This is a genomic window from Spongiibacter nanhainus (assembly GCF_016132545.1).
GTDB lineage: Bacteria > Pseudomonadota > Gammaproteobacteria > Pseudomonadales > Spongiibacteraceae > Spongiibacter > Spongiibacter nanhainus.
The window spans coordinates 3,038,864-3,055,791 of sequence record NZ_CP066167.1 but is presented as its reverse complement, the minus strand read 5'-3'; the positions used below and the strand labels follow the sequence as shown (position 1 = coordinate 3,055,791).

15 protein-coding genes and 1 pseudogene are annotated in these 16,928 nt (G+C 52.6%); 10 read left to right on the top strand and 6 right to left on the bottom strand.

Annotation, left to right across the window (positions count from 1 at the left end; all coding sequences use genetic code 11):
- The first annotated feature begins 192 nt into the window (after positions 1-192).
- The gene (locus I6N98_RS13940) at positions 193-633 is read left to right on the top strand and encodes a 5' nucleotidase, NT5C type (RefSeq protein WP_232787720.1); all 441 of its coding nucleotides are present in this window, start codon (positions 193-195) and stop codon (positions 631-633) included.
- Positions 634-949: 316 nt separating this feature from the next.
- On the opposite strand, the pseudogene I6N98_RS13935 reads toward I6N98_RS13940, so the two are convergent.
- The 4 genes and pseudogenes from I6N98_RS13935 to I6N98_RS13915 form a co-directional block, all read right to left on the bottom strand.
- Positions 950-1,270: pseudogene (locus I6N98_RS13935) on the bottom strand (restriction endonuclease); the annotation flags it as partial.
- A 12-nt stretch (positions 1,271-1,282) separates the two neighbouring features.
- The gene (locus I6N98_RS13925; RefSeq protein WP_198568955.1) at positions 1,283-1,597 is read right to left on the bottom strand and encodes a hypothetical protein; all 315 of its coding nucleotides are present in this window, start codon (positions 1,595-1,597) and stop codon (positions 1,283-1,285) included.
- A 342-nt stretch (positions 1,598-1,939) separates the two neighbouring features.
- The gene (gene paaX / locus I6N98_RS13920) at positions 1,940-2,872 is read right to left on the bottom strand and encodes a phenylacetic acid degradation operon negative regulatory protein PaaX (protein WP_198568954.1); all 933 of its coding nucleotides are present in this window, start codon (positions 2,870-2,872) and stop codon (positions 1,940-1,942) included.
- 153 nt (positions 2,873-3,025) lie between these two features.
- Positions 3,026-5,146, bottom strand: a complete 2,121-nt coding sequence (locus tag I6N98_RS13915) for a 3-hydroxyacyl-CoA dehydrogenase NAD-binding domain-containing protein (RefSeq protein ID WP_198568953.1) — start codon at positions 5,144-5,146, stop codon at positions 3,026-3,028.
- 187 nt (positions 5,147-5,333) lie between these two features.
- On the opposite strand from I6N98_RS13915, the gene paaZ reads away from it, so the two are divergent.
- From paaZ to paaI, 9 genes are read left to right on the top strand one after another with little or no spacing between them, the layout of a single operon-like run.
- A complete protein-coding gene (gene paaZ / locus I6N98_RS13910; RefSeq protein WP_198568952.1) occupies positions 5,334-7,376 on the top strand; it encodes a phenylacetic acid degradation bifunctional protein PaaZ in 2,043 nt (680 codons plus the stop codon).
- A gap of 17 nt (positions 7,377-7,393) precedes the next feature.
- A complete protein-coding gene (paaG, locus tag I6N98_RS13905) occupies positions 7,394-8,185 on the top strand; it encodes a 2-(1,2-epoxy-1,2-dihydrophenyl)acetyl-CoA isomerase PaaG (RefSeq protein ID WP_198568951.1) in 792 nt (263 codons plus the stop codon).
- Positions 8,186-8,222: 37 nt separating this feature from the next.
- The gene (gene pcaF / locus I6N98_RS13900; RefSeq protein ID WP_198568950.1) at positions 8,223-9,440 is read left to right on the top strand and encodes a 3-oxoadipyl-CoA thiolase; all 1,218 of its coding nucleotides are present in this window, start codon (positions 8,223-8,225) and stop codon (positions 9,438-9,440) included.
- 13 nt (positions 9,441-9,453) lie between these two features.
- Entirely contained in the window at positions 9,454-10,419 is a 966-nt protein-coding gene (paaA, locus tag I6N98_RS13895) for a 1,2-phenylacetyl-CoA epoxidase subunit PaaA (RefSeq protein WP_198568949.1), read from the top strand.
- Positions 10,420-10,437: 18 nt separating this feature from the next.
- Complete coding sequence (paaB, locus tag I6N98_RS13890; protein WP_198568948.1) at positions 10,438-10,728, top strand: 1,2-phenylacetyl-CoA epoxidase subunit PaaB; 291 nt, start codon at positions 10,438-10,440, stop codon at positions 10,726-10,728.
- A gap of 8 nt (positions 10,729-10,736) precedes the next feature.
- The gene (paaC, locus tag I6N98_RS13885; protein ID WP_198568947.1) at positions 10,737-11,501 is read left to right on the top strand and encodes a 1,2-phenylacetyl-CoA epoxidase subunit PaaC; all 765 of its coding nucleotides are present in this window, start codon (positions 10,737-10,739) and stop codon (positions 11,499-11,501) included.
- A 10-nt stretch (positions 11,502-11,511) separates the two neighbouring features.
- The gene (gene paaD / locus I6N98_RS13880) at positions 11,512-12,054 is read left to right on the top strand and encodes a 1,2-phenylacetyl-CoA epoxidase subunit PaaD (RefSeq protein ID WP_198568946.1); all 543 of its coding nucleotides are present in this window, start codon (positions 11,512-11,514) and stop codon (positions 12,052-12,054) included.
- A gap of 27 nt (positions 12,055-12,081) precedes the next feature.
- Positions 12,082-13,173 (top strand): 2Fe-2S iron-sulfur cluster-binding protein, encoded by a 1,092-nt coding sequence (locus I6N98_RS13875; RefSeq protein WP_198568945.1) that lies wholly within the window; start codon positions 12,082-12,084, stop codon positions 13,171-13,173.
- 37 nt (positions 13,174-13,210) lie between these two features.
- Complete coding sequence (gene paaI, locus I6N98_RS13870; RefSeq protein WP_232787345.1) at positions 13,211-13,642, top strand: hydroxyphenylacetyl-CoA thioesterase PaaI; 432 nt, start codon at positions 13,211-13,213, stop codon at positions 13,640-13,642.
- A 54-nt stretch (positions 13,643-13,696) separates the two neighbouring features.
- Here the strand turns inward: paaI and I6N98_RS13865 are convergent, their stop codons facing one another.
- Both I6N98_RS13865 and I6N98_RS13860 read right to left on the bottom strand, forming a co-directional pair.
- The gene (locus tag I6N98_RS13865) at positions 13,697-14,704 is read right to left on the bottom strand and encodes an AraC family transcriptional regulator (RefSeq protein WP_198568944.1); all 1,008 of its coding nucleotides are present in this window, start codon (positions 14,702-14,704) and stop codon (positions 13,697-13,699) included.
- A gap of 108 nt (positions 14,705-14,812) precedes the next feature.
- Complete coding sequence (locus I6N98_RS13860; protein ID WP_198568943.1) at positions 14,813-16,924, bottom strand: PQQ-dependent dehydrogenase, methanol/ethanol family; 2,112 nt, start codon at positions 16,922-16,924, stop codon at positions 14,813-14,815.
- Between the last annotated feature and the right edge of the window lie 4 nt (positions 16,925-16,928).

The window sequence follows — 16,928 nt, the reverse complement described above, 5'->3', positions numbered from 1 at the left end:
GATGTCGGCGCCGTTTCTTGGTCGACTAGGCTTTGAAAATCCTCTTGCGGGAGGGCTGTTGAGAAATCCCAAAGCGAATGAACCTTGCGCTAATTATCTCTAAAGCAAAAAGATCTAAACTTCCAATGTTGGTTAGTAACGAGAATCTAGAGGGGAAGAGTGCATTTTGATAAGACCATAATATACGTTGATATGGATCATGTGCTCTGCGACTACAAGACGGGGTTCGCTCGGCATAAGGCAAGATTCCCTGATCTAGCGTTCCCGCAGAGTGAGCCAGGCCTGTACGTAGATTTGGATCCACTTCCAGGCGCTATTGACTCGTACCGATGGCTACATAATCACCCAGAGACGGCGGTTTTCATCCTGACTGCGCCGTCAATACAGAACTCTCACAGCTACTCAGAAAAGCGTCTTTGGGTAGAAAGGCATTTGGGTATGGAGGTAGTAGAAAACCTGATCATTACGCCCCACAAGCATCTGAATCGTGGCGATTACCTCGTTGATGATATGCCGTCAGGAAAGGGGCAGGAGCACTTTGGTGGTGAGCTGGTCTTATTTGGTAGTAAAAGTTTCCCGGATTGGCGAAGTGTCCGCGACTATTTTGAAGAACGGCTACAGTACGACGCTTAACGAGCTGTGCGCTTCCATCTGAATTTATCGTATATAGAGGCGTCTTGCTCTCAAGTTGACTAAAGGGTTTATTCAGCCACTTCTCTGCTTCACGCTCGTATCCGAATACACGCACTGTGAGCGACCTAATCGCTCTTTTTAGATTACCATGTTCACGGTTTGCTGAATTACACATTGCGAGTGCCACGGCATTTGGGAAAACTAGCGCACCCCAAAATTGCTCACCGATATTCGCACCCTTCTTGGCAATGCGCATTTCCATTCTTTGGTTGCATCTAGGACAGCCGAGGGAGGTAGGGGCAGCAACGGGAGCCTTCTAATGTGACTTGCCAAAGTGTTTCTTAAGCATCTTTCCGTCAAGCAGTGTGATGTTGCGACCGGAGACGAAACGCTCAGTATCGGTGGTAAACGTGCCGGTAGTGACGATAAACCCGCCGATGGCGCCCTCAGCCGACATGAGGCCATAAAGTTCGAGCGCAACGGGAACTCCGACTCGTTGCGCTCGCCAGTGTTTGCACTGGACGAAGTATTTTTCGGTACCCTTTCTCTAAACTGTTTCTATGCCGCCATCTCCTGTGCTCCCACCTCGCTCTTTGACTACATAGCCTTGTTCCCGAAATATAGCTGCAGTGAGCTGTTCGAATTGCCTTCAAGATAGTGATTGATGTTGAGCCCGCTTGAGCTTGATAAGGTCGAGGTGGCGGGCGTTGCCGCGGGATTTGACGAAGGAAGTGACAGCGCCAAAACACAGTGCAAAGGTAGCGGCGTACTGGAGTGCTGTGCTGACGAATTTTGCAACTTGCCAGGTTGCGCTCTGGCCAAGTGCCTCTACGCCGGTGACAGGCGGGATCAACGCTAACTGGTGGAATAGGAAATAACTGACAGCAGCAAGGACGATGCTGGCTTGCCAGGGTAGCTTTTCGCCGAGCGAAAATAGGTCGTTCAAAAAAATACCTTCGGCCATGTGGCCTACTTGCGTCCGTATCGTCCTTACTTCCCTTAATATGGCTCACTGGTCGCTGCTGAAAAAGTTCTCATACAGATATACCCTGCCGGCTGTTTGAGTAGGTAGTTGGTTGTGAAGGGTGGGATACTCGCCATTTTTGACGATAATGATGAGTATGGGGCGGTGGCCTCGACCAGGTTAATCACTGAGAAGTCAGGTCTCTCGGCGGAGCTTTCGATTATACCAAGTTGTGGCCATATGCTCCACAAAGCAAAGCCGCAGCCGGTTATCACTGCTACACAGCGGTTTCTGGCTGGCCACCTAAGCTCCCGCAGCCAATGATTGCCGCATAGGATATGGCTATTTAAACCGGTCTTTCACTGCGATGTTCAGTCGGTCGCCACTATTTGAGCGGGTATCGATGGTGGTGGTTTCGCGGACATAGCGGTGGGCTTGCTCGCAGGTTACGTGATAAACGCTTTTGCACAACTCAAAGGCTTCGTTGTGGGGCCAGTCGTGGGGAAGCAGCTCGTTTGGCAGCAGGGGGTCGTGGAGGTTGGCGCGACGGAAGGAGTGGATCATTAGCGTCTGTAACTGAAATGCCAGTTGTGGTGTTAGCTTACTCTTTTTAAGCAGTTTGGAGGCAGGTTTAAAGTCGGCGATAAACTTTAAATAGCGCTCTTTGACTTCTCCCAGATTCCAGCTGTCGCGGATCTTTTGCTTGTTACTGAAATCATCGGAATCCTCAATCGAGCGGGCCCTGAAGATCAGCGCCAGGTCCTGGTAGCCGTTGCGCTCAACGATCTGTCTTGCAGTATCCAGGCTCGCCAGTGGGTGCAGGAATACCCCGTTTGATAGCAGACTAAAGCCGTTCCACTCCAGCTCTTTGCGCAGTTCAGTGCGCTCTGTAGTGGCCTCGAAGTTCTTTTGCAGGATAACCAGTGTCCACTGCCCATCCCAGTCGATGTTGTAGGACTGATAGATATGCTTGTAGGCCGATTCAAAGCGGCGGGTGCCGGATTGTGTGAGAGAATAAAAACTGCGTCGACCCTGCTTTTGGGAGGTGAGCCAGCCTTCGTCGGAGAGCCTAAATGCGTTGGTGCGCACCAGACGCTCGTTGATATCAAAGGCCTCCATCAGTTGAATCAGCTCGCCCAGCCAGATCCCTTCTGAGTACGGCGATATGGCATCACCAAAGACGGAGATGATCAGTGATTTGGAGCGTGGCTCCTCCGTTTTAATGTAGTGCTCAACCCATTCTTCCAAGGTGTTGTCGGTATTATTTTTGGGCATTCCTGGCTCACATCTTGTAATGTGGTAGACCGCAAAGGCGCGGTTTAGAATAAAAGCGTGTCGTCTTCCTTGAGATAGTGATCAGACTGACTTAGCGATAAAGTGTAAGAAAATCATCGCTCAAAGTCGATCACCGCATCGGTGTTGCTACCATCAATCGGCGATCTTGCCAATTTCCAGTGTGCCTGCGTCGCTTTCTGCCGCTTTGCAAAGTAGCGGCGCGGGTTGCCAAAAGTCGTCGCCGGTTTGCTCTTGGAATTGCCGCATTCTGGCAACGGCATTGGCAAGCCCATAGGTCTCAGCATAAAACATCGGCCCACCGCGCCAGCGGGGAAAGCCGTAGCCGTTGACGTAGACAACATCGATATCGCTGGCCCGGTCGGCGATGCCTTCTTGCAGTATCTTTGCCCCCTCATTTACAAGCGCGAGTATTAAGCGGTCGGCGATTTCCTCGTCACTGATTTGGCGCTGGGGGATGCCCCATTTTTTGGCGTGAGCCTGAATTTTTTCGATAACGTAAGGGTCTTCAGATTGCTTGCCGCTGTCGGGATCGTATTGATAAAAACCAGCCCCGGTTTTTCGGCCCAGGCGCTTTTCGTCAACCAGTTCATCGGGTACCGAGCACTCGGGTAGGCTGCCAACTTCAATACCTTGGTTACGGCGGGAGAAGTAGCTAATATCCAGACCGGCCAGGTCGGCTACTGACAGCGGCCCCATGGCCATGCCCCATTCCTTGATGGCGCTGTCGATTTGCTTGGGCGTCGCCCCTTCCACCAATAACAGTTGCGCCTGGCGGGCGTATTTTTGCAGCATGCGGTTGCCGACGAAGCCGTAGCAAACGCCGACGGTGACTGGGGTTTTGCCTATACGTTTAGCGACCTGCATCAGCGTCTTGACCGCATCCGGGGCGGTCTTATCGGCCCGCACTACTTCCAGCAGTTTCATGATGTGGGCAGGGCTAAAGAAATGGGCGCCAATAACGTCTTGCGGTCGGCTGGTAGCGGCGGCCATCTCATTGATGTCCAGGTAGGAGGTATTGGTGGCCATGATGCAACCGGGCTTGCAGTGCGCGTCCAGTTTGGCGAACACACTGTGCTTCACTTCCATGCTCTCAAAGGTGGCTTCCACAACCAGGTCGGCGCTGGCGACGTCTTCCATCTGGGTGGTGCCGGTTATCCGTGACAATGCCGCGTCGGCTTTGCTTTGGGAGCTAATACCTCGATCCACACCCTTCTGGTAGTTCTTGCCGATGGTGCTGAGTCCGCGCTGTAGGTTTTCTTCGCTTAACTCAACCAGTGTGACCTTATAGCCGGCCGTCGCGAAGCACATTGCGATACCGCCGCCCATGGTCCCGGCGCCAATAACGGCGACGTTCTCGATACTTCTGGGCTTCACATCGCTATCGATGCCTTTGGGTTTGGCAGCGGTCCGCTCGGCAAAGAACAGGTGCCGAAGAGATTGTGATCCCCGAGAGGCGCGGCATTCAAGAAAGCGCTCTCTCTCCTGCTGCTGGCCTAGCGCAATGTCGCTTTGGGAGGCTAACTCCACCAGGTCGATAATGTAGTTGGGTGCCAGTAGCCGGTTGCCGCTGTTGCTCTGTTTTTCACGCGCTTTGGCAAAAATCTCGGCGTTGGCATTGGCAACGGAAAGCTCGCCGGTGCGTCGGGGGCTGGGGCCGCTGGCTAGCAGCTTGCCAGCATAGTCGATGGCGGCCCCGGGCCATTCGCCCTCGATAACGGCATCTATCAGGCCGCTGTCTTTTGCGTCCTGGGTGCTTATTGGCTTTCCGCTCAGGATCATGCTCAGCGCTTTTTCGGCACCCACCAATCTCGGTAGCCGCTGTGTTCCCCCGGAGCCGGGAAGGATGCCGAGGTTTACTTCCGGTAGACCCAACTTGGTGCCAGTCAGCGCGGCCCGGTAATGGCCGGCCATGGCAATTTCCAGTCCGCCGCCAAGGGCATTGCCGTGCATGGCGACCAACACCGGGATTGTTGAGTTCTCAATAGCGGCGATGACGTCCGGTAGTTCTGGGTAGGCCTGAGGTTTGCCGAACTCGGATATATCGGCGCCGGCAATGTAGGTGTTGCCTTGGCAGTAGAGCAGTACCAAAGCGGCGTTATCTGCCTCTGCCTTGGCGAGAGCGGCAAGGATCGTGCGCCGAACAGAGGCGGAAATGGCATTGATAGGAGGGTTGCTGATGGCGACCTTAGCGATGCCACCAAATAGCTCGTAACTTGCTGATTCTATTTCAAATACCGTGTTTTCGTTTGCCATTTTGGGCCCCCTGAACCTGTCGGCTTGCCATCTTTTTGTTGCTCTATATATTACAGAAAACTTGTCTATAGGTACAAATTATGTATCATAAAGTGATGAGACAGGGTGCATCCCCACCGTTTATGCGTTGTAACGCAGTGGGTGCGCTGCCAATAAAAAGTGAAATTTGCGCAGTGGAGTCAATTTTATGAAGCTCAATAGCTACGTTTGCGGCAAGTGGCATGAAGGTGCCAGCCAGGGTGTTGAAACCTTTAACGCCATTACTGGTGCCACGGTTTGTCATGTCAGCAGTGACGGCATCGACTTTGGCGAGGTGGTGCGCTACGGGCGGGATGTCGGTGGTAGCGCGCTGAGAGCAATGACCTTCCACGAGCGAGCCACGGCGCTGAAAAATATGGCGAAAGCGCTGATTGCCGACAAAGAAAAGTACTATGAGATTTCCACTCAGACCGGCGCGACCCGCGCGGATGGTTGGGTTGATATCGAAGGCGGGTTGGGCACGGTGTTTTCCTATGCCAGCCTGGCAAACCGCGAACTGCCCAACGACACTGTTCTGGTTGAAGGTGACACCGAGCAGCTGTCCAAGCACGGCTCATTCTTGGGGCGCCATATTCTGACCTCCAAGCCTGGTGTGTCGGTTCATATCAACGCATTTAACTTCCCCTGCTGGGGCATGTTGGAAAAAATCGCTCCGAGTCTAATCGCGGGCGTGCCGGTGATTATCAAGCCCGCTACCCCAAGTGCCTACCTGTCGGAGGCGATGGTGCGGGATATGGTGGAAGGCGGCTTCTTCCCCGAGGGCGCTATTCAGATTATCTGTGGTTCTGTTGGTGACCTGTTGGAGCATCTGGGCGAACAGGACGTTGTCACCTTTACCGGTTCTGCCAGCACTGGGCGCAAACTACGTACCCACCCCAATATTATTGCCAATTCCATCCCCTTCACGATGGAGGCGGACTCCCTCAACGCGGCCATTCTCGGCGAGTCGGTTAGCGAAGATGATCCTGAGTTTGAGCTTTTTCTGAAGGAAATCAGCAAGGAAATGACCATCAAGGCGGGGCAGAAGTGTACCGCTATCCGCCGGGTTATTGTTCCCCGGGAAAAAGTCAAAGCTGTTGTCGATGGCCTCGCTGCAAAGCTCGACAAAATCGCTATGGGTGATGCCTCCCAGGACGGTGTCCGTATGGGGGCCTTGATCAGCCGCGATCAGGTTCAGGACGTGAAAGAGCAGGTTGCCAAGCTGGCTCAGGAGTGCGAGATCGTGCACGGCGGCAGTGACGATTTTGAGGTGGTGGGTGCCGATAAAGAAAAAGGCGCCTTCTATCCCAAGACGGTGTTGTACTGCGACAAGCCCTTTGAGAAAACCCTGGTCCATGAGGTGGAAGCCTTTGGTCCGGTTACCACGGTCATGCCCTACGACGAGTTGGATGACGCTATTAAAATTGCCCAGCTAGGCAAGGGCAGTCTGGTGGCTTCTGTGTACAGCTTTGATGACGCTGAAACCAAAAAGCTGGTGACCTCGGCTGCCGCTTGGCACGGTCGTATGTTGATTCTGAATCGCGACTGCGCCAAAGAGTCCACCGGTCACGGCTCGCCGCTGATGCCGCTGGTGCATGGTGGTCCCGGCCGCGCCGGTGGCGGTGAAGAGTTGGGTGGTCTGCGCGCGGTTAAGCACTACATGCAGCGTACCGCCATCCAGGGCTCACCACGCTCGCTAACCGCGGTGACATCGGAGTATCACCGGGGTGCCGAGTTGCAGACTGACGGTGTTCACCCCTTCCGTAAATACTTTGAAGACCTGGTTATTGGCGAGACCTTGGTCACCCACCGTCGCACAGTGACAGAAGCGGACATTGTTAACTTCGGTTGTTTGAGTGGCGACCATTTCTACGCTCACTTCGATGAAATCGCCGCACAGGATTCCTTCTTCGGTAAGCGGGTAGCGCACGGCTACTTTGTTATTTCTGCGGCTGCCGGACTGTTTGTCGATCCGGGCAAGGGGCCGGTTATCGCCAACTACGGCTTGGAAAGTCTTCGGTTTATCGAGCCCGTCGGCATTGGTGAAACAATCCAAGCCAAGCTGACGGTTAAAAAGAAGATCAAAAAAGCGCAACGCGGTGATGAAAAACCCAATGGTGTCGTGCAATGGGCTGTAGAGGTCGTGAACCAGAACGACGAAGCCGTAGCGTTGTACGACATATTGACCCTGGTAGAGCGTCGCGACGTTTAATAATTGGGAGGCGAGCAATGGATTATAAAAATATTCGTTTTAGTGTTGAGTCTGGCGTGGGGTTTATCACCCTGAATCGCCCGGAAACATTGAACAGTTTCACTGTCGACATGCATCTGGAGTTCAGGGAGGCGCTGACCAAATGCGCCGAGGATGAATCGATACGCTGTGTGCTGCTAACCGGCGAAGGCCGGGGCTTCTGTGCTGGTCAGGACTTGAACGATCGCGCGGTGTCACCCGGCGACGCGGCACCGGACTTGGGGGAGTCTGTGGAGAAATACTACAACCCCATGATTCGCCTGATCACCACAATGGAAAAGCCGGTGATCTGCGCCGTTAACGGTGTTGCTGCCGGTGCCGGAGCCAACATCGCTTTTGCCTGCGACATCGTGATTGCGGCGCGCTCCGCCAACTTCATTGAGTCCTTCTGCAAGCTGGGTCTTATCCCCGATTCCGGTGGCACTTGGTCATTGCCCCGCTTAGTGGGTCTGCCACGGGCAAAAGCGATCGCCATGTTAGGCCCTAAAATCTCTGCGGAGCAAGCTCAGCAGTGGGGAATGATTTGGGACGTGGCGGATGATGACGCGCTGCAGGAAACCGCCACAAAACTGGCAACGCAATTGGCCACCCAGCCAACCAAGGGCTTTGCCTTTACCAAGCAGGCACTGTCTGCCTCTGCGACCAATAGTCTCGATCAACAGCTAGAGCTGGAGAAAGAGTTAATGAGGGCTGCCGGGCAAACAGAAGACTATAAAGAAGGCGTCGATGCGTTTATGAACAAGCGCAAACCGTCTTTTGTCGGGCGCTGAGCGCTTCAACGATAACGATGAATACCGGAGAGAAAAGATGGATCCGCTAGTAGCCTACATTTGTGACGCGCAGCGCACAGCGATAGGGCGTTATGGTGGTGCCCTCGCTGAAGTACGCGCTGACGACCTTGGCGCCGTCCCAATGAAGGCACTGATGGAACGCAACACGAGCGTCAACTGGGAACAGGTTGACGATGTATTTTACGGCTGCGCCAATCAGGCGGGAGAAGATAACCGCAATGTGGCGCGGATGTCTTCACTGCTTGCCGGGTTGCCCAGCGCTGTCCCGGGCACAACGATCAATCGGCTCTGTGGGTCCGGTCTCGATGCAGTGGGAACCGCGGCGCGGGCAATACGCGCTGGCGAGATTAATCTGGCGATCGCCGGCGGTGTGGAGTCGATGTCTCGTGCACCCTTCGTTATGCCTAAAGCCACTTCAGCCTTTGACCGGCGCGCGGAAGTTTTCGATACCACTATTGGCTGGCGCTTCGTCAACAAAAAGTTAAAGGATCAATACGGTATCGATTCGATGCCGGAGACGGCTGAAAACGTGGCCGCAGCGTTTGATATCAGCCGAGCCGATCAGGATGCCTTTGCAGTGCGCTCTCATGCGAAAGCGCATGCCGCGCAGCAGGCGGGGCGTTTCGATGCGGAAATCTGTCCGGTGATAATTCCGCAGCGCAAAGGTGAGCCGGTTGTTGTCGACAAAGATGAGCACATTCGTCCGCAAACCACCTACGAAAAGCTTTCGAGTTTGCCTACGCCGTTTCGTGATAACGGCTCAGTAACAGCCGGTAATGCATCCGGAGTTAACGACGGTGCGTGTGCATTGCTTATCGCCTCTGCTGAGGGCGTGCGTAAACACGGCCTGACACCAAAAGCAAAAATACTCGGTATGGCGTCCAGTGGATTGGAACCCAAAATCATGGGCTTCGGACCTTACGAAGCCTCTAAAAAAGTCCTCAAGTTAGTAGGGCTGAGCATAGATGATATGGATGTCATCGAACTCAACGAAGCGTTTGCTTCTCAGGGATTGGCGGTCATTCGGGCTCTGGGCCTGAAAGACGATGACCCGAGAATAAATCCCAATGGTGGTGCCATCGCGCTGGGCCACCCCTTGGGAATGAGTGGCGCGAGATTGGTTTCGACAGCCATGTATGAGTTGGTACAGAAGCAGAAGCGATTTGCCCTATGCACTATGTGTATTGGTGTTGGTCAGGGAATCGCCCTTGTTATCGAACGTGTTTCCGACTGAGAGAGGAAAAAATATGAGTTTATCTAGTACTGATATGCATCGTGCGACTGATGCCGCTACTTTGGAAGCCGACTTTCAAACTCGTATCGACAATGAAGAGAAGATCGAGCCAAAAGATTGGATGCCCGAAGCCTACCGCAAGAACCTGATTCGTCAGATTTCTCAGCATGCTCATTCGGAAGTTATCGGTATGCAGCCCGAGGGCAACTGGATTACCCGGGCGCCGTCACTCCATCGCAAAGCGGTGTTGTTGGCTAAAGTCCAGGACGAAGCCGGCCATGGTCTGTATCTGTACAGTGCCGCGGAAACACTGGGTATCACTCGTGAAGAGCTGATACACAACCTCCATACTGGCGCGGCGAAGTACGCTTCTATTTTTAACTACCCCTCACTGACCTGGGCTGATATGGGTGCGATCGGCTGGTTGGTTGACGGTGCTGCCATTGTTAACCAAGTGTCCTTGCAGCGCACTTCTTACGGCCCCTACGCCCGCGGCATGGTTCGCATCTGTAAAGAGGAAAGCTTCCATCAGCGCCAGGGCTACCACATTTTGATGACCCTGATGGAAGGTAGCGACGAGCAGAAAGCGATGGCACAAGATGCGGTTAATCGCTTCTGGTGGCCGTCACTGATGATGTTTGGTCCTCACGATTCCGATTCCGAGCACTCCGGTCAGTCGATGACCTGGAAGATCAAGCGCCAGTCCAATGATGAGCTGCGGCAAAAGTTTGTCGATCAAAGCATTGAGCAGGCAGAGGCCATTGGCTTGACCTTGCCTGACCCCGATCTGCGTTGGAACGAGGAGCGAGGTCACTACGATTTTGGTGAGATCGATTGGGAAGAGTTCTATCAAGTAATCAGTGGCAGCGGTCCCTGTAATCGTGATCGTCTAGCTCACCATCGCCGTGCCCATGAAGAAGGTGCATGGGTAAGAGAGGCTATCGAAGCCTATGAAGCAAAGAAAAAGGCTTCGGTGTAAGGGGCGGAGATAAAGAAGATGAGTAACAACAGCAATATGAAGTTGTTTGAGGTGTTTATCCGCTCACGTCGGGGCCTCGATCACAAACATGTAGGTAGTCTGCACGCCGAGGATGCGGAGCAAGCATTGGAGTATGCAAGGGACGTCTATACCCGCCGCAGCGAAGGAGTCAGCATCTGGGTGGTCAATTCCTCTGATATTTGTGCATCACAGGAAAGCGACTGCGAAAGCTTCTACGACCCGCTGGACGATAAGCCCTACCGGCATGCGACGCACTATCAACTGCCCAAAAAAGTTAAAAACATGTGAGCCGTACCATGACAGATATATCGACAAATGATACGGCTATTTATGCTGTGCGCCTTGGTGACGACGCCCTGATTCACGGTCACCGCCTGAGTGAGTGGTGTAGTAATGGGCCGTTTCTGGAAGAAGACCTGGCATTGACCAATGTGGCCTTGGACTACATTGGCCGCGCCCGCAACTACCTTAGTTACGGCGCGGAACTGCTGGGTCAAGGCGCCACTGAAGACAGCCTTGCTTACCAGAGGGATTGCCGGGAGTTCACCAACTTATTGATTTACGAGCTGCCGCGTGGGGACTTTGCCTTCGCATTGGCTCGGCAGTACCTGTTAGATGAGTTCGAGACCCTCTTTCTCAATGCAATGATCGACTCCAATGACGACACACTGTCTGCCATCGCACAAAAGTCGATAAAGGAAACCCGCTACCATTTGCGTCGCAGCAAGGAGTGGATGTTGCGCCTGGGGCAAGGTACTGAAGAGAGTCATCAGCGTCTGCAGAGTGCCCTGGGTGATTTGGCGGGATACACCAAGGAGCTGTTCGAGATGGACGCCTTGGAGTTGGCGCTGCTGGAAAAGGGCGTTGCTGTCGACCGGCGCGCTCTCGAGTCCCAGTGGCACAGCGCTGTAACAGCAATGTGCGAGCAGGCAACTGTTTCTCTCCCCAATCAGGGTTGGGAAGTCAAAGGTGGTCGTACAGGCTATCACACCGAGCACTTGGGCCATCTGCTATCGGAACTTCAGTTCGTACAGCGCGCTTACCCAGGATGCGAATGGTAAGGCCGGGGTGATGAACGAGGCAGATAAGCACACCACTGAGTCCAATCTTATTCCTCTATTGCCCGAGGAAGAGTTTCAGCGCCGGCAGCGCCGGCGCGAGTCGGAGCTTGGTCATATCTGGGGCCTGTTGGATGTTGTAAAAGATCCCGAGGTACCGGCTATCAGTATCTGGGAGCTCGGGGTTCTGCAGGATGTGCAACAACAAGACGGTGAGCTCGTGGTGGTGATTACACCAACCTATTCTGGTTGTCCGGCAATAAACACCATGGCCGAAGATATCCAGTCCTGCCTTCGAGAGGCAGGGCATACGGGGGTGCGCGTTGAACAGCGTTTAAACCCCGCGTGGTCCACCAGTTGGCTATCAGCCGATGCCAAGAGAAAGCTGGCTGAATTTGGTATAGCGCCTTGTCAGCCCGACGATATCGGCATCGCCTGCCCTCACTGTGAGTCGACTAACGTGAAACTGGTCAGTCACTTTGGGTCTACGGCCTGTAAAGCGCTTTACCAATGTAATAGCTGCCTTGAACCCTTTGACTATTTTAAAAATTTGTAAAATACCGCTAAAAAGAGAATTGGTAAGATGAATACCAAAGCATTTACGCCGTTGAAAATATCGAGCGTTGATAAAGAAACAGATTCTGCTGTTGTAATCGGATTTGATCTAAACGAAAGCCAGGCTGACATTTTTAAGTACAAGCCCGGCCAATACCTGACCCTGCGAACCGACATAGACGGTGAGCTGGTACAACGGTCGTATTCTATTTGCTCTGGCGTCAACGATGAGAGGATGCAGATCGCCGTCAAGCGCGTAGAGGGTGGTAAATTTTCCAACTTCGCCAACGACAAATTGACTGCTGGTAGCGCTATCGAAGTGATGCCTCCTCAGGGTAACTTTAGCGCCAATGTAGATGCCGGCAATCACAAGAATTACCTGTTCATTGCCTCAGGCAGTGGCATTACACCGATCCTCTCCAATGTTAAGACCGTATTGGAAGTCGAAGAAAATAGTACAGTAACGCTGATCTACGGCAATCAGCGTACCAACACCATTATGTTCCGCAACGCGCTGAGCTTTCTGAAAAACAAATACCTGACACGCTTTCAATGGATCAACATCCTCAGTCGTGAAGATCAGGGCGTGGATTTGCTTAATGGCCGCATAGACAACAAAAAAGGTCAGCTATTGGGGCAGTCACTGATCAATCTTGAGAGCTTCAATGAATACTTTATCTGTGGTCCAGAGTCGATGATCTCAGAGGTATCCCGCGGCCTCCGGGCGATTGGCGTCAGTGATGACTCGATCCGCTACGAGTTGTTCGGTGCGTCGGCTGAAGATGCCAGCCGCGTGGTCGAGAAGCATCATGCCCGCGCCAAGAAATTCGCCGGTAAGAGCAGTGATGTGACTATCATCTTTGACGGTCGCGCCAGCTCTCTGGAGCTGACCGCAGATGGTGAGAATATTCTCGACGCCGGCATGAACAGTGGCATGGAATTGCCCTATAGCTGCAAGGGCGGTGTATGTTCGACCTGCAAGGCACTTCTGGTTGAGGGCGAAGTAGACCAGGATATTACCCACGGCCTGGAGCAAAGTGATATCGAACGGGGCTTTATCCTGACCTGCCAGGCACACCCGATTTCTGACAAAGTCGTCGTGAGCTTTGACGAGAAGTAATGCTCCCGGTAAGTGAGTTGATCGATAGGTGAAGAATTTGGCAGATTCCCACGAAAAACAGAAAATTGCGGAAGAGTGTGCTCGTGTCTTGGGCGAGCGGGATGCAGCCACCGCGCACTTGGGTATGGAACTAGTGTCGGTGACTCCGGGTAATGTTGTTATCACGATGACGGTCAAGGATTATATGGTCCAGGGCCATGGCAATTGCCATGGCGGCTATATTTTTACCCTGGCCGATTCCGCATTCGCCTTTGCCTGTAATACTTACAATGCTGTCACCGTTGCTCAGGGTTGTTCCATCGAATATATGAAGCCCGCCATTCTAGGTGATGCATTGGTCGCAAAAGCGTCTGAGGTCTCCAGAGGAAAAAGGACCGGGGTTTACGATGTGCGCATAGAGCGGAGCGACGGCGAACTAGTCGCTTTAATGCGGGGTAAGTCTTATCAGGTCAATGCGACTTTGCTTTAACGCTTAATGCAGAGAAGCGGGATTAATGGACAGGGTCGTTAGTTGTCGACTTGTCTATTTCTTAACGATATTCTGCCTTGATGGAGACGCCGAGATCGTCGACGATGGTGTCTCACCAAACGCGTTAACATAAAGCTTGCTAAAATGCCCAAAGTGATAAAAACCACAGCGCATGGCAATGTCTGATATTTTTATGTCTGCCCCTTGGCTGTGAGAGAACATAATGAGTTCCCTTGCCCTTCTCAAGCGCAGCTTGCGTAGATAAAGCATTGGGCTGGTATGCTCAAATTGCTGGAAACCTTTTTGAAGGCTCCGAGCGCTAACGCCTACTTGCTTGGCAATATCGATAACAGAAAGCTTCTCCGCATAGTGCTCTTCCATAAATTCTTTGGCTTTGACTACTGAACGTGGCTGTATATGGTATTTGCCATTAAGTATCCGTTCTGAGTAGCTGTTGGGGCAGGATAGCAGTGACAGTGCCAATACCTGCTCAATTTTCTCAAACAGCTCTTTGTTTTTGGCCATGTCGTCGAGCAATGGGTTGTCGATAAGAATATTTTTTAACATGGCTGAAAAGTTTTTGAGCTCGCTCATTCCTTGCTGCTGCGTGTTGAATTCGATGGGGCCGTGGGCGTCTATATAATAGGTGTCCATCAGCACGCTTTCCAAAAGAGGCCGATTGATCTTGTATATCAAATTGCTGCATTCCCTCGACCAGCGCATATCAATTTTCTTGTTGGTGTCGAGAATAACGGGCGATTGTGTGGTGGAGAGCCCCTCAATATTGTCTTGGCTAACTTGGAATTGCCCGGAAGTGGGTAGCATGACTAGATAAAAGTTCTTGAAAGGTTCCGATTCAATATGAATGCGAGCTTTATATTCTAATCTGCTTAAGGATGTAGACTTTATATCGACATGCTTCATTCGAGCTTCAAGTTGCTCGCTCGATTGGCATAAATCCAGTTTGTGCGGCTGATAGACATCGCCTACTCGAGTACATGCTTCCGTCGGGTCGCGGCTACCGTCGAAGACGGGCGTCATTATTCGTTCGATATTTTTCATGCTAATTATTATCTGAAAAATAGACAGCAGGAAAAGACAATAATCTTCAACCGAGACTGTTGTCAACAGCACAGTCAGCCTGGCGGCGGGCTATGCTGATAGCTGCAATTACCTGGGTGGGCGGGTTGTATCATTAATCTGGTTGGCAAAACGAATACGGTCCAGTATGTATTGCCTGACGCTTTCCGCCTCGGTGCGACTGAGTTCGTCTCGGAAGGAAATCATGCCGCGATTTTCAAGAGCGCCATCTAACACGACAGCAGCCCATGCTTCACTGGATTGACTGAGCCCAGAAAAGCGAAGGTCGGGAATTACGCCACCGCCCACAGCGCCCCCTCCGTGGCAGGGTGTGCAGTAGCGGTCATAGATTTCAAACCCCTTCTGCACTTGTTGTTCATCTATGTTTTCCGTCGGTTTGGGTATTTCGATCTGCTTGTTCTCGACAACAGGCAAGCTTTCGCTGCCATTCAGTTTAAAGACCAGTAAGCGGCTTCTGTTGACTGGATAGGAGTTGGCCGCGTCCTGGGTAAGAATACCTGTCATGAGTGGCATAATGCCGCCCCAGCCCGCGTTGACGGCGATATACTGCTCACCATTAACTTTGTAGCTAACCGGCGGTGCCACAACCCCGGTTTGGGCGTTGAAGCGCCAGAGGCGCTGTCCGGTACCGGCGTCATAGGCATTAACAAAGCCCGTTGCTACGCCCTGAAAAATCAGGCCACCTTTGGTAGCCAGCACGCCACCGTTGGATATTCCTGGGTATTCGACTCGCCAGAGATCTTTGCCAGTTTTCAGATCCCGAGCCAACAGCGCGCCGCTTGTCGCATCCTTTACTGCTTGAATTACCGCCGGGTCATCAGGCAAGTTGGCAGCTTTGGTGTCGACACCGAGGTTAACAGCAAGTTTTGAGGGTGTTTGCTCGTCCTCAGCCAAATAGGGAAAGGCTGTTTCCTGTGTGGGGATATAAATAACTTTGGAGTCTGGATTCAGGGCCATGGGGTGCCAGTTATGTCCCCCCATCCACGATGGTTTTACCAGCGCTGGTTTTCCGGTTTTCCAGTACTCAGCTTCGGGGTTCACTATAGGACGACCGCTTTCAATGTCCACATGTGAGGCCCAGTTAACATCGACAAATTTATCCGCCGACAACAGCTGTCCATTGGTGCGGTCTATGATGTAAAGAAATCCATTCTTTGGCGCCTGAATAGCGACTTTTCGCTCGGCGCCTTGGAATATCATGGTAGTTAGAATGATGGGCTGCGTTGCGGTGAAATCCCATGCTTCGCCCGGTGTTGTCTGATAGTGCCAGCGATACTCCCCAGTATCAGCGTCGACAGACACAATTGACGACAGGAATAAATTGTCACCCCCACCCGGCGAGCGGATATTGGGGTTCCAGGGCGAGCCGTTGCCAACGCCGAAAATGATGCTATTGGTATCGGGATCGTAGACGATGCTGTCCCAGACAGTGCCTCCTTTTTCAAGGTTAGTGTCGCTTTCAGACCAGGTTGTTGACATCAGCTCCCCAGGTTCTACGCCCTGGGCCGAACTGGTGGTGCCCGGTACGGTATAGAAACGCCATGCCAGTTCACCGCTTTCTGCGTTGTAAGCGGAGATATAGCCGCGCACGCCATACTCTGCACCGCCATTGCCAATGTACACTTTGCCACGGGCAACGCGCGGTGCACCGGTGATAGTATAGTTATACGTTGTGTCGACGGTGGTGACTTCCCAGATTTTGCTCCCGCTAGCCGCATCCAGTGCGATAAGGCGGCCGTCGAGGGTGCCCTGGTATAATTTTCCATCTGAATAGGCGAGTCCTCGCGTTACAGCGTCGCAGCACCCCTTAGCACCGGATGTTTTAGGCACCTCAGGGTCGAACTCCCAGAGCACTTCACCGCTGTCAGCTGCGAGGGCGTGTACGTGATTCCATGCTGACGTGGTGTACATCACGCCATCCACTATCAATGGTGTTGCCTCTTGTCCGCGGTTCTCCGGAAGGTCGAAGTACCACGCCAAGCCGAGCTTATGAACATTGTCGGTATTAATATCTGATAACAGAGAATATCTTTCTTCGTATCGTGTATTACCGTGGTAAGCCCAGTTTACATCGTCTGCAGAACCTTCTTCTGATGGTGAAAAAAAACGATCCAGTGATATTGAGCAGCCACCTATAGCTAACAAAGTTACTGTAAACGTCGTTATCTTGGGATTAAACATGTCG

Bases quoted from the DNA above. Each gene is read 5' to 3' on its own strand.
- I6N98_RS13940 (WP_232787720.1), top strand. From the start codon at position 193: ATGGATCATGTGCTCTGCGACTACAAGACGGGGTTCGCTCGGCATAAG.
- I6N98_RS13925 (WP_198568955.1), bottom strand. From the start codon at position 1,597: ATGGCCGAAGGTATTTTTTTGAACGACCTATTTTCGCTCGGCGAAAAG.
- paaX (WP_198568954.1), bottom strand. From the start codon at position 2,872: ATGCCCAAAAATAATACCGACAACACCTTGGAAGAATGGGTTGAGCAC.
- I6N98_RS13915 (WP_198568953.1), bottom strand. From the start codon at position 5,146: ATGGCAAACGAAAACACGGTATTTGAAATAGAATCAGCAAGTTACGAG.
- paaZ (WP_198568952.1), top strand. From the start codon at position 5,334: ATGAAGCTCAATAGCTACGTTTGCGGCAAGTGGCATGAAGGTGCCAGC.
- paaG (WP_198568951.1), top strand. From the start codon at position 7,394: ATGGATTATAAAAATATTCGTTTTAGTGTTGAGTCTGGCGTGGGGTTT.
- pcaF (WP_198568950.1), top strand. From the start codon at position 8,223: ATGGATCCGCTAGTAGCCTACATTTGTGACGCGCAGCGCACAGCGATA.
- paaA (WP_198568949.1), top strand. From the start codon at position 9,454: ATGAGTTTATCTAGTACTGATATGCATCGTGCGACTGATGCCGCTACT.
- paaB (WP_198568948.1), top strand. From the start codon at position 10,438: ATGAGTAACAACAGCAATATGAAGTTGTTTGAGGTGTTTATCCGCTCA.
- paaC (WP_198568947.1), top strand. From the start codon at position 10,737: ATGACAGATATATCGACAAATGATACGGCTATTTATGCTGTGCGCCTT.
- paaD (WP_198568946.1), top strand. From the start codon at position 11,512: ATGAACGAGGCAGATAAGCACACCACTGAGTCCAATCTTATTCCTCTA.
- I6N98_RS13875 (WP_198568945.1), top strand. From the start codon at position 12,082: ATGAATACCAAAGCATTTACGCCGTTGAAAATATCGAGCGTTGATAAA.
- I6N98_RS13865 (WP_198568944.1), bottom strand. From the start codon at position 14,704: ATGAAAAATATCGAACGAATAATGACGCCCGTCTTCGACGGTAGCCGC.
- I6N98_RS13860 (WP_198568943.1), bottom strand. From the start codon at position 16,924: ATGTTTAATCCCAAGATAACGACGTTTACAGTAACTTTGTTAGCTATA.